The 14,103-nt window shown below is 58.3% G+C and carries 12 protein-coding genes; 9 read left to right on the top strand and 3 right to left on the bottom strand.

Annotated elements, in window-relative coordinates; all coding sequences use genetic code 11:
• Nucleotides 1-12: 12 nt before the first annotated feature.
• On the bottom strand, nucleotides 13-1,212 hold the full coding sequence (locus ACXAD0_RS13625; protein ID WP_475089037.1) for a multidrug effflux MFS transporter: 1,200 nt from the start codon (nucleotides 1,210-1,212) through the stop codon (nucleotides 13-15).
• A gap of 171 nt (nucleotides 1,213-1,383) precedes the next feature.
• Between ACXAD0_RS13625 and ACXAD0_RS13620 the strand changes: the two genes are divergently transcribed.
• Entirely contained in the window at nucleotides 1,384-2,244 is an 861-nt protein-coding gene (locus tag ACXAD0_RS13620; RefSeq protein ID WP_475089036.1) for an alpha/beta fold hydrolase, read from the top strand.
• Between the two features lie 92 nt (nucleotides 2,245-2,336).
• Here ACXAD0_RS13620 and ACXAD0_RS13615 read toward each other — a convergent pair whose 3' ends face one another.
• Entirely contained in the window at nucleotides 2,337-4,772 is a 2,436-nt protein-coding gene (locus tag ACXAD0_RS13615) for a TonB-dependent receptor (RefSeq protein ID WP_475089035.1), read from the bottom strand.
• A 294-nt stretch (nucleotides 4,773-5,066) separates the two neighbouring features.
• Complete coding sequence (locus ACXAD0_RS13610; RefSeq protein ID WP_475089034.1) at nucleotides 5,067-5,987, bottom strand: DUF1838 family protein; 921 nt, start codon at nucleotides 5,985-5,987, stop codon at nucleotides 5,067-5,069.
• A gap of 144 nt (nucleotides 5,988-6,131) precedes the next feature.
• Here ACXAD0_RS13610 and ACXAD0_RS13605 point away from each other — a divergent pair, with 144 nt between their 5' ends.
• The 8 genes from ACXAD0_RS13605 (at nucleotide 6,132) to ACXAD0_RS13570 (ending at nucleotide 14,075) form a co-directional block, all read left to right on the top strand.
• Entirely contained in the window at nucleotides 6,132-6,938 is an 807-nt protein-coding gene (locus tag ACXAD0_RS13605) for an enoyl-CoA hydratase-related protein (RefSeq protein WP_475089033.1), read from the top strand.
• Between the two features lie 46 nt (nucleotides 6,939-6,984).
• Nucleotides 6,985-7,296, top strand: a complete 312-nt coding sequence (locus ACXAD0_RS13600; protein ID WP_475089032.1) for a DUF1330 domain-containing protein — start codon at nucleotides 6,985-6,987, stop codon at nucleotides 7,294-7,296.
• The gene (locus ACXAD0_RS13595) at nucleotides 7,293-8,345 is read left to right on the top strand and encodes a nitrilase-related carbon-nitrogen hydrolase (RefSeq protein ID WP_475089031.1); all 1,053 of its coding nucleotides are present in this window, start codon (nucleotides 7,293-7,295) and stop codon (nucleotides 8,343-8,345) included. Before ACXAD0_RS13600 ends, ACXAD0_RS13595 begins: the two co-directional genes overlap by 4 nt.
• A 47-nt stretch (nucleotides 8,346-8,392) precedes the next feature.
• A complete protein-coding gene (locus tag ACXAD0_RS13590) occupies nucleotides 8,393-9,640 on the top strand; it encodes an MFS transporter (RefSeq protein ID WP_475089030.1) in 1,248 nt (415 codons plus the stop codon).
• Between the two features lie 108 nt (nucleotides 9,641-9,748).
• Nucleotides 9,749-10,477 (top strand): hypothetical protein, encoded by a 729-nt coding sequence (locus ACXAD0_RS13585; RefSeq protein WP_475089029.1) that lies wholly within the window; start codon nucleotides 9,749-9,751, stop codon nucleotides 10,475-10,477.
• A 126-nt stretch (nucleotides 10,478-10,603) separates the two neighbouring features.
• Nucleotides 10,604-12,061 (top strand): 3-isopropylmalate dehydratase large subunit, encoded by a 1,458-nt coding sequence (locus ACXAD0_RS13580; RefSeq protein ID WP_475089028.1) that lies wholly within the window; start codon nucleotides 10,604-10,606, stop codon nucleotides 12,059-12,061.
• Nucleotides 12,058-12,699 (top strand): 3-isopropylmalate dehydratase small subunit, encoded by a 642-nt coding sequence (leuD, locus tag ACXAD0_RS13575; protein ID WP_475089026.1) that lies wholly within the window; start codon nucleotides 12,058-12,060, stop codon nucleotides 12,697-12,699. The genes ACXAD0_RS13580 and leuD overlap by 4 nt, the downstream gene beginning before the upstream one ends.
• Nucleotides 12,696-14,075: an MmgE/PrpD family protein gene (locus ACXAD0_RS13570; RefSeq protein ID WP_475089025.1), complete on the top strand. Its 1,380-nt coding sequence runs from the start codon at nucleotides 12,696-12,698 to the stop codon at nucleotides 14,073-14,075. Before leuD ends, ACXAD0_RS13570 begins: the two co-directional genes overlap by 4 nt.
• Nucleotides 14,076-14,103: the final 28 nt, after the last annotated feature.

Here is a 14,103-nt window from a genome sequence, read left to right as displayed (position 1 = left end):
GCCCGGTCGTCTTCAGCGGTTGTTGTACTCGGCCTGCTGTTCTTTACGCACATAGGCTTTTTGCAGAATCAGCGCAAATGCTGGCATCAGCAGGATCAAACCTGCGAAAGCCAGCAATTGCTGCTGGGCTAACCACAAGCTCAATTGGGTGCCGATTGCTCCGGCCATCAGCTGTATAAAGCCCAGTGCACCGGATGCGCTGCCCGCGCTACCGGGCGCTGCCGCAACGGCAGCGGCAACACATTGGGACTGGCTGAGTCCTCGCCCGATCATCAGTACGGCCATCGGCAGAAACATGCCGGGCAGGGAAGGGGGCAGGGTGATAAACAGAATCATCATGACAGCAGCGGCAAGCGCTGAAATTTGATTGCCGAGTGTAATCAGCTGGTCGCCGGTAAATCGACCGCTCAAGCGTCCCGTCGCATAGCTGCCTGCTGCGGTTCCCGCGGCCATCAACAGATACCAGCGACCGTACTCGGTGGCGGAAACGTGCAGCTGGTTGGCAAGAATAAACGGCGCTGTACCCACAAACGCGAAGAACGCGATGGAAAGGCAGGAAGCATTGACGGTGTAGTGGAGATACTTGCGGTTGTGAAACAGCTGCGTCAGGTCTCGCCGCCATCCCGTTGCATTTTGATCACTGTGCTGGCCGGAGTCCGGCCGGGTTTCTCTGCGGGTCAGGGCCACAAACAATGTCAGTATCGAGAAGGCGAGTGCAATTTCCAGCGCTACCCGCCAGTGGTACTGATCTGTCACCCAGCCGCCGAGCAGTGGTGCTACCGCCGGGGCGATGGCCATCACGCTGACGATGTAGCCCAGCATGGCGCCGCCGGCTTGCTTGCCGTGCACATCGACCACCATGGTCCGCGCAATGGCCATACCAGCGCAGGTACCGAAGGCCTGTAACACGCGGGCGGCAATCAGGCTGTTGGCATCCGGTGCGAAGATGGTGGCGATGCTTCCCAGGGTGAATAGCGACATGCCCAGAATCAGGGCCGGGCGTCGGCCCCAGCTGTCCGCGAGGCGGCCATAAACGAGCTGCCCGGCGGCAATAGTGACCAGAAAAGCCGTCACGACCCACTGAATATGGCGGTCGCTGACAGCGAAGTCTGCGGCCATATTGGGAAGTGCGGGCACCACCAGGCCCATCGCCACCGGGCTGGCCATCGCGAGCAGCGCAAGCGGTAAGATACTTCGGAGTGATGCGTTCAAGGGGTACCACTGGCTGGTGGGAAACGTCAGTTATTTTCAGCGCTGTAACTATACCAGCGTATGGCGATGATTTAGGGTCGTACGTGCCTTATTGTGAAAGTTTGTTGATCGATTGCGTCGGGAGTGCGGGTTGTGCGCCAGGTTTTCGATGCGCAGTTTGGAAGTGAGTGAATGAACATCCAGCGAAATTATGTCCATTTGAACCGTCGCCTTTTTTCCGATGGCGCCGAGCATGGCGCCATTCAGCATGTGCACTATCGCGAGGCGGGTGATGGCCGCCCGCTGGTGCTATTGCACCCTTCGCCTCTCTCGTCCGGATTTATGGTGCCATTGATGAATCAGCTGGCGTCGCAGGTGCATTGTATTGCCATGGATACGCCGGGCTACGGCGACTCGGATCCTCTGCCCGAGCCCGCCAAAAATTTGTCCCCTTATGTCGCGGTGTTGAATGCGTTTATCGATGCCCTCGGTCTCGAGCGGCCACTGATCTACGGTAACGCAACCGGCGCGCAGATCGCGATTGAATTCGCCAAGGCCTATCCGCAAAAAGTAGACGGGTTACTGCTGGAGAATGTCGCCTGGTTTTACGCTGATGAGCGCGACGCCTTGATGCAATCTTATTTTCCGGAACTTGAACTGCAAGCCGATGGGGCTCACCTGCAGCTCGCCTGGGAGATTGCCAGTAGTATGTTTGAATATTTCCCCTGGTACGCCAAAAACGAAGACAGCAGGGTGGGGCCAGGAAATGTTCCAGCTGCGCTGGTCCACGAAACTGCGATGCACTACCTGCGCGCCGGGACGGACTATGCCATGGCTTACAGATTGGCGATGGAGAATGAGGATCCAAGGCAAATGGCATCACTCACCGTGCCGACAAAGATACTGCACTGGGAGGGCTCACTGTTGCGCCAGTACACTGGCCGAATGCTCGAGGCCGATTTGCCGGAGTGTGTCAGTGTGTCGGCTGTGACAGGGGATCAGGGAGCGAGGTTCACCGCGTTGAAGGCGGCGCTGGCCGATCTGCAAAGCTAGTTTGCGATTGGGTTCCCGGGCTTCTCTGTTGGCGGCCCAGATAAAAAAGCCCCGCATTAAGCGGGGCAAGTCTTGCAGATCATGAGAGAAAATCAGAAGCGGTAGCTGGCAGTAACACCCGCCGCACGCTGCTCCGGCAGGGTCGCACCAATGGCACGGTTCGGGCCGAAGTTGAACAACCCTTCGCTGGTGGTTTCCACGTAGCGGATCAGCGCCGGAGAGGTGTCATCATCGGTCAGGTTGTTGACCCACAGCGCCAGGTCCAGAGATTGGCTCTGGAATCCAACACGTAGATTCACCTTGGTGGCATCACCGGTATGTGCCTGGTTGTAAACCTGCGCATAACGCTTGGAACGGTACAGAACGTCAGCGCGCGCAAACCAGCCCCAGTCTCCATTGAGTTCACCGTGCAGGGTGTTGGAGAAGGTGAACTGGTGCTTGGAAACCTGCGGTAGCTCGGTGCCGGAAATGATCACGTCGCCGGTCGCTGGATCTGCCGGGAAGCCAAGCTGCAGTGCTTCTTCGTAGCCACTGAGCATGCTGCCGAACGCCGACAGGTGGTCCTGCGCATCCAGGCGATATTCCTTGATCTCGGTATCGGTCAGGGCGTAGCCCGCATACACGTCCCAGAAGTCCGTTACGCGCGCAGTAATATCCAGCTCGAGGCCCTGAATTTCCGTCTGACCCAGGTTGGTCAGGATGGAGTAGGCACCAAAGCCAGACGCACCGGAGGTGGTGTTGGTCAGCTGCTGGTCTTCCCAGTCAATGTAGTAGGCTGCCGCATTCACGGTCGCACGACCGTCCATCAGGGTGGACTTGATACCGGCCTCAAAGTTCAGCGCGGTTTCTTCACGCACTTCACGCTGGTTGTCCAGCAGGTCAGAAGTCGTGTTGATATTGCCCGGCTTGTTGCCCTTACTGATGGTGCTGTACAGCATCATGTCGTCAGACGCTTTCCAGGAAAGGCTGACACGTGGCAACAGGGCAGTGTAGGTCTGGGAGAAATCCAGATCTGCGGTGCCGCCATTGGCTTCAACAGTCTCGCGGCTGCTACGCAATTCTGCGTCGACGGTCAGGCTGTCGTTGAAGTCGTAGGACAAGCCCGCGTAGACCGAAACATTTTCCGCAGTGCGCTCCGCCACTTCACTCAGGGGCAGGACATCATAGCCCGGTGCGACAGGCGCAAGGCCGCCGTCCTGGGAAGAGTTACGGGTTTTGCCGTTGCTCTCGTAGGCATAGTAGGAGAGGCCTGCCATATAGCGGAATGCTTCGGCGTCGGAAGAGCGCAGGGTGAATTCCTGGCTGGTTTCCGAAGAGTCACTGTGATCTTCACTCAGCATGCCAAAGCGTGTCGGAATGGAAAACGTTTGGAACGTGGAAAAGTCCATCATGTTCAGGAAGTAGAAGTCACTACCGCCGAAACCCTGGTCCTGACGCGCTTCGCTGCTGTAGTCGGCGTAGCCAGTCTTGGAGCTCAGGGTGAAGTCACCCAGGGCCCAGTTCATGGTCAGGTTGGTGCGCAGGGCCTCAAACTGGGTGCCCATGTCGTCGTAGTAGCCGGTTTCCAGGCTGGTCTTGCCGTCGTTCGCTGCAAGCGCGTCTTCAGCCTTTACCTCGCCACAGAAGTATCCACTGTTGTTGTACCCGGCGCCCACGTCACCTGGTGCGGAGGCCGGTGCATCGGCAGGGCCAAAGCCGCAATTGTTGTTGCCGGCGGGCAGCAGGCCGATCGCGTAGGGGTCATCCTTGGAGTCTTCCCACATCACACTGACGTGACCGTCGAAGGTATCCGAGGGTGCAAATGACAGTACGCCGACAAAGCTCTGGGACTGCTCACCGCCGATGTCGTCGTTATTGGCCGGAGCGCCGAGAACGTTGCCCTGGAAGCCGTTTTCGTATTGGCCGTCGTACTGGTAGTGGCTGGCAGACACCATGTAACCCATGGTTTCAGACAGCGGACCGCTCAGGGTGACGTCGGTGCGAATCTCACCGTGCTGGCCGGCAGTGGCGCCGATTTCGCGCTCATGGGAGTCAGTGGGCTTTTTCAGTACGTAGTTGATCGCGCCGGCGAGCGTCGCGCGACCGTAGAGGGTGCTCTGGGGGCCCTTAACCACTTCGACACGCTCCAGCGCGGAAGTCGGGAAGGTGGGGCCGCCTTCGCCTACGTAGATCCCATCCACAAACAGACCGGCGTTGGCGCCACCCTGGATGTTGGACTGGCCGCGAATAGCCGGACGGAAGTCCTGGCGGCCAAAAGACTGGGCGAAGTCAAAGCCGGGGGTAAAGTCGGCGACATCGGTCAGGTTGGCAATACCTGCGTCTTCCAGCATTGCCTCGTTCATGGCATTGATGGAGAGCGGTACATCTTGCAGCCTCTCGTCTTTCTTACGTGCAGTAACCACGATTTCTTCGACGGTGTTGGATGCAGACTGGTCGGCCTGGGCCACAGAGTAGCCACTGGCGCCAGCCAGCAGGGTTGCGGCAATAGCACGGCTCAGAAGCTTCTGGCGGGGGTGCTGAGAATTCATGTTGCTCTCCGGTTATATTTTTATCGGATGACCTTTCTCACGAACAAAGTACAGCGAGCTCGTAGAATTATGCGCCAAATTGGCGGTCTTTACTAAGGTATAAAATTATAACGTTATGTCAATAGGTTTTAACGAGCTAAATCTGTCGCTGCGATGAATTGACGGGTACAGGAGGCTGTTACCGCGCCACGGAGGTACTGGGGGCGGGAAGAGGGTATGGTTTCAGAGAAATGCCAACCGGCCGCGAGGGCCGGTGGCTAGCCTGTGAGACTAAAACTGAGTAGCGGTTTTGGGTCAGTGACCTGACCCGGACGCCTTCTTGTCCTGCTTGGCGGCACGCTTGTCGAGTACCTTCTTGAAGTAGGTCCAGGAGGTTTCGTTCGGGCGCTTGTCGTCTACCGGCGGCGCATGACGATATTTCGGATAATCCTTGGCAATCGCTTCTTTCATGACTTCCGGCAGCAGGTCCCAGGATTCCACCTTGCCGCCCTGGGCGTTGAAATACATGTCGCCGCTGCGGCTGCCCATTTCCATCCAGGGAAGCCAGTCGGAGATACGCACCCAGGCGACGCGCGCGTAGGCCGTGTCTTTGCTGTCGTCCAGCAGTTCCTTGTAGTCACCATAGAAATCGAAGATTTCGGTGGCGTGGTAGGTGCCGCCTACATACTTCTGGTAGTCGCCTGCCAGCGGGTTGGTGTAGAACAGTGGGATTTCCCAGTTGGCCTGCCAGGTGTTGCCGATCACCTCGTGGCGGAAGGGCAGGGTTTTACCTTCGGCGGTTTTGCCGAAGGTCGGGCGGCCATTTACCGGGTCGTTGGCAACGTGGATAACGTCCACAGTCTCGCCGGTCCAGGGGTTTTCCCAGGTCTTCAGGACTTCGTTGGTCTTGGGATCCAGATACAGCATGATTTCCCGGCTGACCTGGCGGAAACCTTCACCGCGCTTGGGGTCATTGACGGTTGTGCACTGGCGGATGTTGTAGCCCTGCAGGTTAAACAGGTGCTTGTCACGTTCGCCGGGCACGCGAGAGTAGGCGCGGCCGTGCCAAACGTAGGCTTCCTCTTTATTGTCCTGCAGATTGCACTGGATCTTTCGGTTGACTTTGACGACACCTTCCGGTGTATTCAGATCAATGGTGGCCGCTGCGGCGGCACTGCTCAGGGCAGTAATACCGGCCGCGGCAATCAGGCCGACGAGGCTTTTGGCGGAAAGCATGGTGATACTCCTTCTGCTTTTTCTGCTTATTCGTTGATGTCGCGAAAGTCAGTCTAGCGTACAATTGATTATAAAGATATATGTATATAACATTATCGAATCGCTGCCCGCTGGGCCCGGATTTTCAGACCCTGGAGAAACCCTGTGACTGGTAAGGTTTATACACAAACGGCCGGAAGCTTGGCGACCCTCGTGATTGACCATGAGGTCAGACGCAATGCGCTGAGTCAGTCAATGTGGGAGCAGTTGGAGCAGGAAGTTGCGACGTTAGCCCGTAACCCGGAAGTCCGTGCTGTGATCGTGCGTGGTGCCGGAGAGAAAGCCTTTAGCGCGGGTGCGGACATCGGTGAATTTACCGAGCTGGCCCGCGACCCTGAGCGACTTGCCGCCAATAACAGAGCGGTACAAAGTGCTCAGGCCGCGCTGGAAGCGCTGGAAAAACCGACCATTGCCATGATCTACGGTGCCTGTGTTGGCGGCGGCTGTGGCCTGGCGCTGGCCTGCGACTTCCGGCTCGCGGCAGACAATGCGCGTTTTGCGGTTACCCCCGCGAAACTGGGGTTGATGTACAGCGAACGCGATACCCGTCGTCTGTACAACCTGGTCGGTCCGGCCAATACGCGAGATATTCTGTATCGCGGTCAGGTGTTTGACGCAGCCCGGGCAGACCAGATGGGCATGCTGAGCGGTGTGGTTCCGCAGGAGGATCTTGCCGCTGCTGTGGCGTCGCTCGCGCAGGAGCTGGCGTCTGCATCCCAGTATTCACTGCGCGGCATCAAGGCGGTGCTGGCCCGGATCGAGGGGCACGGTGAACGCAGTGCCGAAGAAATAGATCGACTGTTCGCTGAGGCGTTTACCGGTGTTGATTGTGCGGAAGGAACCGCTGCCTTTATGGAAAAACGGTCGGCAATCTTCCCCTACCGGGTGAGTGAGCCGGAGACGCAAAGCTGAGGTTCTGCCTGTGTCACCGGAGAAAAAGAATAAGAGGTAACTTTTTATGGCGGCATTTATCTTTGTAGAAGCCACCATCCACAAGCCGGCGGAATTTGCGCGGTATGCAGCGGCGGTGCAGCCGCTGGTCCAGCAGTTCGGTGGTGTTTACCGAATTATTGCGGGTGCCGTCGAGCCGCTCGAAGGCGAGCCGGGCATTCATAAGGTGGTCATGCACGAGTGGCCCGACATGGCTGCTGCGCGTCGATTCTGGGATTCCCCGGAGTATCAGGAAATCAAGGCGCTGCGCGAAGGGACTGGCGAGTTTGTGGTCCGTCTTATCGACGGCGTTGACACCGCATCGGAGGTATCTGCATGAGTCAGGTTGAGTCCTACAACGCACTGGCGCTGCAGGTGAACTGCGCCGCGGTCAACAGTCTGGATGCCGCCGGCGCACGTCGCAGCATGCTGGACAGTATTGGCCGTATTGAAAAGCTCCTGCTGGGCAGTAAGGCATTTATTGGTTCGTTCGGCGGTGTTACCACCAAACTGGTGGTGCTGCCGGAATACTTCCTGACCGGATTTCCCCTGCGTGAAACCATTCCCGAGTGGGCCGACAAGGCGTGCATTGAAGTGGATGGCCCTGAATATGCTGCGCTCGGCGCGCTGGCTCAAAAGGCCGGTGTTTATCTGTCCGGTAACGCCTATGAGCTGGATAAGCACTTCCCTGGGCTCTATTTCCAAACCAGTTTTATTCTCTCGCCGTCGGGCGATGTGATCCTGCGCTATCGTCGGCTGGTCTCAATGTATGCGCCGACGCCGCACGATGTCCTGGATAAATACCTCGATATTTATGGTGCCGATGCACTGTTCCCGGTTGTCGATACCGACATCGGCCGGCTTGCCTGCGTGGCCTCTGAAGAGATTCTCTATCCGGAAATTACCCGGGCGCTGGCTTTACGCGGTGCCGAGGTGATCTGTCATTCCAGTAGCGAAGTCGGCAGTCCGGAAGATACGCCCAAGAATATCGCCAAGCGCGCCCGTGCCTACGAAAACATGGTGTACGTGGTTTCCGCCAACAGTGCGGGCATCAGCGGTATCGCGTTCCCCGAGGCCTCAACCGACGGCTATTCGCAGGTCGTGGATGCCCATGGTGCATTGCTCGGTGTGGCCGGACCTGGAGAGTCCATGTGCGGTAACGGTGAGGTGGATATCGAACATTTGCGCGCGGCGCGTCGCCGCCCGGCGATGACCAATACCCTCGCACGCCAACGTCTGGAGCTATTTGCCGATGTGTATGCAGGGCAGGGCGTTTACCCCGCCAACTCCATGCTGCAGGAAGGCACGCTGGTATTACCGGATAGAAAGCACTTTACCGATGCGATCGGCAGCACTATTCAGGCACTATCTGAACGTGGTGTGATCTAACTGAAACGATTCAAGATGTATCTATAAAAATAATTGGAGCGGTTCCCATGAAGAAAATGTATCCCTGGATGATGGCAGTGCTTGCCGGTCTGGCACTCATGGTCAGTAACGGTATGAGCATCACCGGCCTGCCGGTTTTTGATGAGGCGTTGCTGAATGAATTTGGCTGGGATCGCGGGGCACTGAAATTCCGTGACATGGTGACCTTCCTGGTTGCCGGTCTCACTGCGCCGTTGCTGGGTGTCCTGCTGGACCGTTTTGGTGTGCGGGTGTGCATGATGGTCGGCTGGGTGTTGCTGGCCGTGGGTTACTTCTTCTACAGCCAGTTGCAGTCGCTCGCTGGCCTGTATGGCATTCACGCGCTGCTGGGGATCGTGCTGGTCCTTTGCGGTCTCAATGCGGCCGTTATTCTGGTCTCGCACTGGTTCGTGGAAAAGCGCGGAACAGCGATCGGTATCGCGCTGGTGGGGACCAGTCTTGGTGGGGCTCTGTTGCCACAGTACGGCAATGCGATGAACGAGATGTTCGGCTGGCGCGTTTCCATGCAGTCTGAAATTGTGTTCCCGATCATCATGTTGGTGCTGACGATTTTTGTGATTCGTAATCGGCCTGCGGATCGCGGCATGGCGCCTGTTGGCGGTGCGGACTCGACATCTGCCGCCGGTGCTTCCAGTGCCAGCCTGCCGGGTGTCGCCTATGGCGAGGCGTTGAAGACGCGTTCTTTCTGGGCGCTGGCCACCATTGCCATGACCACCTTCTATACCGTGCTGGGTGTGCAGGCGCACTTGTTCCTGCATATGCGTGACCTGGAGTTTTCCGCGGATGTTGCGACCAACGCGATTTCCACGTTCTTCCTGTGTGCGCTGGTGGGTAAATTCCTGTTCGGCTTACTGGCAGATAAATTGGATCGCACGGTGGTGTTTGTTTCCAACTTGCTGGTCATGCTGTTGGGCGCGATCTGCCTCGGCATGATGCAGGAAGGCTTACTGTGGTTTGCGGTGGTCGCCTTTGGTCTGGGCTGGGGTGGCGTGTACACCATGTTGCAGCTCTCCGCGATGAACTGCTTCGGCCTCAAGGCCGCGGGTAAAATTCTGGGTACCATCACCGTGATGGACGCGATTGGCGGCGGACTGGGCATCTGGCTGACCGGCGTCATGTATGAAGCCTACGGCTCCTACAATGTGCCGTTCATGATTTTTGCGGCCCTGATTGTGGTGGCGTTTATCTGTGTGTTCCAGGTGCGCGACGTGCAGTCGAAGAGCGCTCCAGAGCCCGCGGTTGCCGCGACAGCCTGATGAATTGGTCTGTTGCGCAGCCACAATAAAAGATTACGTTGGTATGTCATCGGGATGACCCGGAAAGGGTGTCCCGGTGGAACAAGTTTTAACGAGTGAGTCAGTTCAATGGCGAGAGACGGATACCGCACCATTCGCGGCAAGTTGCAGTACACCAGCAAAAAACCAGAGCGTATGGATGAGGAGCGTGGGCGCGAGTATTTCACGCTTACCCAACAGCCGGACGGTACCGATGTGCTGCTCGCGCACTGCGAGATCGACGATGCACCGCCGGTCATCCGCGATGTCTCCCAGGCGATGGATCACGAGACTTCGCGTCCGTTGGATTGCTCGGTGCGCCTGAGTGTTGGCAATCGGTTCGAAGGCAGTGGTTGGTTCCGTTTCACCAAAAACTATGTGGAGTGTGAGACGTTCAACCATCGTGACGGACGCATCACCCAGCGTATTGAGGTGGATGAACCGGTGCGCTGGATGCAGTGTCACCCCATCTTTGGTGACGGTCTGCTGATGAAGTTGTATGACTTGTCGCAGGGCCCGGGCAAGCAGCGTATTCCCAACATGATGCTGTCCTCTCCGGATCACCGCGGTGCCACCGGGCCAATGTTGTTCCCGATTGGTTTTTCTCTCGTCTATGTGGGGGAAGAGGAAATCACCGTGCCCGCGGGTACCTTCCTGGCGCGGCATTTTCAGGTGACCGATACCGCAGAGGGATTGCCGGAAGAGCATCCGCCGTACAACATCTGGGTCACCGCGGACAATGATTACATCCTGCTACGTGCCGGTGCCGAAGGCTACATGCAAACTAATTACGAGCTGGTTGAGCTGACAATAGCGTAACCGACCGTCGCCGTGTGCTGTCACTTTGGCATTGCGATTAAGCTCTAATGATATAATAATAGGTCAATTAGGGTTCTATAACGCTGGCCGGTCTTTCTCCGGCGAGCGCGCGATGAGGCAACAATAATGACAGCGCACAACGCTGCTTCCTTGTTCGACAAACTCTGGGCGGAGCACGAGGTTTGCGTACTGCCCAGCGGCGAGTCACTGATCTACATCGATCGGGTGTTCCTGCATGAGCGCACCGGTTCAATTGCCCTGAAGAGCCTGCACAGCGCGGGCTACCAGGTGCGGGATCCCTCGCGGGTGTTCTGCACCATGGACCATATCGTCGATACCTTTCCCGGTCGCGGCGATAAAACCCTGATGCCTTCCGGTACCGACTTTATCCTCGCGACCCGCGAAGCGGCCAATGCTTCCGGTATCCACCTGTTTGATGTGCAGCATCCCGATCAGGGCATTGCCCATGTGGTCTCCCCGGAACAGGGTATCGCATTGCCGGGCCTGACACTGGTTTGTCCTGACAGCCATACCTGCAGCCTCGGTGGTCTCGGTGCGCTGGCCTGGGGGATTGGCTCGAGCGAAGCGGAACATGCCCTGGCCACCAATACTTTACGCGTGCGCCGGCCCCGCACCATGCGTGTGACTTTCCGTGGTCAGTTGCGTGCCGGTGTCACTGCCAAAGACATGATTCTGTATTTGATTGCCCAGCACGGCGCCGATGGCGGCAGTGGTTATGCGGTGGAATTTGCCGGTGACGCGATTCAGGCGCTACCGGTCGAAGCACGCCTGACGTTGTGCAATATGGCGGTGGAATTCTCTGCGTTTACCGGATTGATCGCCCCGGACGACAAAACCGAAGCGTATTTTGCCGGGCGCGATCGGGCGCCGGCAGGCGAAGACTGGCAGCGCGCCTGCGAATACTGGCGCACGCTGCGCAGTGACGACGGTGCGCTGTTCGATCGGGAAATCGAGATCGACGCCAGTGAGATACCGGTGATGGTGACCTGGGGTACCAGCCCCGAGCATGCGGTGGGTGTCGACTGGGTGATTCCGGTCCCCCAGAGCCTGAGTCCGGCCCGCGCCGAGCTCGCGCACAAAGCGCTGGCATACCAGGCACTGGAACCCGGTCGTCGATTGCAGGATATCGCCATTGATGCGGCGTTTATCGGTTCCTGTACCAACAGCCGGATCAGCGATCTGCGTATCGCCGCAGATATCGTGCGCGGTAAACAGATCGCGCCCGGTGTGGCGGGCGTGGTGGTGCCCGGATCGCGCCGGGTGAAACGGCAGGCAGAGGCGGAAGGACTCGACAAAATTTTTGAGGCTGCGGGTTTCGAGTGGCGGGACTCCGGTTGCTCCATGTGCTTCTTTGCCGGTGGCGAAACCTTCGGGCCGGGCAAGCGGGTGATTTCGAGCACCAATCGCAACTTTGAGGGGCGTCAGGGGCCGGGTACACGTACCCACCTGGCCAGTCCTGCCACGGTGGCAGCTTCGGCCATCGCCGGCCATATCGCTGCCGCAGAAGCGCCTGATGTAGAACATGTGGGCGATAGTGCTACCGTGCAGGAGGCACAGGCATGATGAAACCGTTTACTGTTCACACCGGTGTCGCCGCGCCGATTCTCCGTCGCAATATTGATACCGATGCGATTATTCCGTCCCGGGAAATGAAGCGCGTTTCCAAAGACGGGCTGGGCGAGGGCATGTTTGCAGCGTGGCGCTACACTATGCCCGGCGGACGTGAGCCCAATCCCGATTTTGTCCTGAACCAGTCCGCCTATGCGGATACCAGCATTTTACTCGCCGGTGATAACTTCGGTTGTGGTTCCTCTCGTGAGCACGCCGTGTGGGCGCTGCGGGAATTCGGAATTCGCACCATTATCGCCGGCAGTTTTGGGGCGATTTTCCATACCAACTGTATTCGCAATGGCATTTTGCCGGTGCAGCTCGATGAAACGGATATCCGCAGGATTGCCGAGTATGTGCAGGCGGATCCGGAAGTGCATCGGGTAACCGTCGACCTGGAGAAGTTGCAGGTGCAGGCGGGTAGTGCGCTGCAGTTTGCGTTCGAGCTGGACGCCGGTGCACGGGAAATGCTGCTGCAAGGACTGGATCCGATTTCGCTCACGCTGCAGGAAGAAACGGCCATCGATGCCTTTGAGCAGCGTCGCCGCCAGATTCATGGCTGGGCATTTTCTGACAAGAGCGATGCGGTATGAGTGACGTCCAGCCGCTGTTGCCACAACTTGTTGCGCTGCTGGATAGACCGGTCGAAGAAGCGGATCGACGTCGTGCGCAGCTGCATCTACTGGACTGGCTGGCCTGCGCCGCGTTAGGCGCAAGCAGTGACATCGCTGCCAAATTGCGTCGGCACCTGCAGGTCAGCGGCGCACCGGGCACTGCCATGACGTTTGGCCTGTCGGGTTATCACTGGGCGGACGCACTCTGGTATAACGCCGCGATTGGCAATGTCGTGGAGATGGATGATGTGCATCGTACCTCCACGTTGCATCCCGGTCCGGTAGTCATTCCGGCAGCCCTCGCGGCCGCACAACTCAGTGGTGCCAGCAGTCAGAAATTACTCGAGGCGATCGTCATTGGCTATGAAGCGATGATTCGTATCGGCCGCGCGTTGGGCCGCGATCACTACGCGTTCTTTCACAATACATCGACGTGCGGCGCCTTCGGTGCAGCCGCAGCGGCATCGTACTTACTCGATCTGAATACCGATCAGCGTATCTGGGCGCTGGCCAATGCCGGTACCCGGACCGGAGGCCTGTGGCAGATGCGCCATGAGCCGACGGATAGCAAGCAGCTCCACAATGCGGAAGCCGCACGTACTGGCGTGCAGGCCGCACTGCTGGCGAGAGAAGGCGTGCGTGGCCCGGCCAGCCTGCTGGATGGCCAGCAGGGGTTCTTTGCGGCCACTTCGCCGGAGGCCGATCGGCAAGCTGTAGTTTCGGAGCCGGAAGCGCCCTGGCAGGTGTACCAGTGCAGCTTCAAACCCTGGCCCGCCTGTCGTCATGCGCATGCTGCCATTGATGCAGCCATTGCCCTGGGCTTGGGGCCAAGGGCGGTGAATGGCATTGCGGCCATTGAGCTGGAAACCTTTGGTGATGCGCTGGTATTTTGCGATCGCCCCCAGCCACAAACTTCCCAGGAAGCACGCTTCAGTTTGCAGCACTGTATTGCGGTGACGTTGCTGGAAGGGCGACCGGCACTTGCGCATTTTGAACCCGGGGCCTTATCGCGTACTGAATATGTGCAAATGCGAAATCGGGTCAAAGTAAAAGTGGGCAAGGATCTCGACCGGAATTACCCGCAACACTTTGGTGCTCGCCTTACGGTCAGGCTCAGCGATGGCAGTCATCGAAAAGTGCTCGTGCGTGATGCCTGGGGTGACCCGGAAAATCCGATGGCAGAAGCCGATATCAAGCAAAAGGCGGTGACCCTGTTTGGGGCCGGCGGGGTTGCGCCCGATGCGGCCAGTGACCTGGTGAATATGACGCTGGCGCTTGCCGATGTGTACGCGTTGCAGGACTGGCTCGAGTTATTGGCGCGGGCGACGGCAGCCGAGAGTGAGGTTGCGCACTGAGCTGGCGTGTTTGTGCGTGTGGCAGAGA

The sequence above is a fragment of the Microbulbifer sp. ABF4_148 genome (assembly GCF_056158985.1).
The sequence above is the reverse complement of the archived record's forward strand: the minus strand, read 5'-3'. Positions and strand labels throughout refer to the sequence as shown.

Bases quoted from the DNA above. Each gene is read 5' to 3' on its own strand.
- ACXAD0_RS13610 (WP_475089034.1), bottom strand. From the start codon at position 5,987: ATGCTTTCCGCCAAAAGCCTCGTCGGCCTGATTGCCGCGGCCGGTATT.
- ACXAD0_RS13570 (WP_475089025.1), top strand. From the start codon at position 12,696: ATGAGTGACGTCCAGCCGCTGTTGCCACAACTTGTTGCGCTGCTGGAT.
- ACXAD0_RS13590 (WP_475089030.1), top strand. From the start codon at position 8,393: ATGAAGAAAATGTATCCCTGGATGATGGCAGTGCTTGCCGGTCTGGCA.
- ACXAD0_RS13600 (WP_475089032.1), top strand. From the start codon at position 6,985: ATGGCGGCATTTATCTTTGTAGAAGCCACCATCCACAAGCCGGCGGAA.
- ACXAD0_RS13615 (WP_475089035.1), bottom strand. From the start codon at position 4,772: ATGAATTCTCAGCACCCCCGCCAGAAGCTTCTGAGCCGTGCTATTGCC.
- ACXAD0_RS13585 (WP_475089029.1), top strand. From the start codon at position 9,749: ATGGCGAGAGACGGATACCGCACCATTCGCGGCAAGTTGCAGTACACC.
- ACXAD0_RS13580 (WP_475089028.1), top strand. From the start codon at position 10,604: ATGACAGCGCACAACGCTGCTTCCTTGTTCGACAAACTCTGGGCGGAG.
- leuD (WP_475089026.1), top strand. From the start codon at position 12,058: ATGATGAAACCGTTTACTGTTCACACCGGTGTCGCCGCGCCGATTCTC.
- ACXAD0_RS13595 (WP_475089031.1), top strand. From the start codon at position 7,293: ATGAGTCAGGTTGAGTCCTACAACGCACTGGCGCTGCAGGTGAACTGC.
- ACXAD0_RS13620 (WP_475089036.1), top strand. From the start codon at position 1,384: ATGAACATCCAGCGAAATTATGTCCATTTGAACCGTCGCCTTTTTTCC.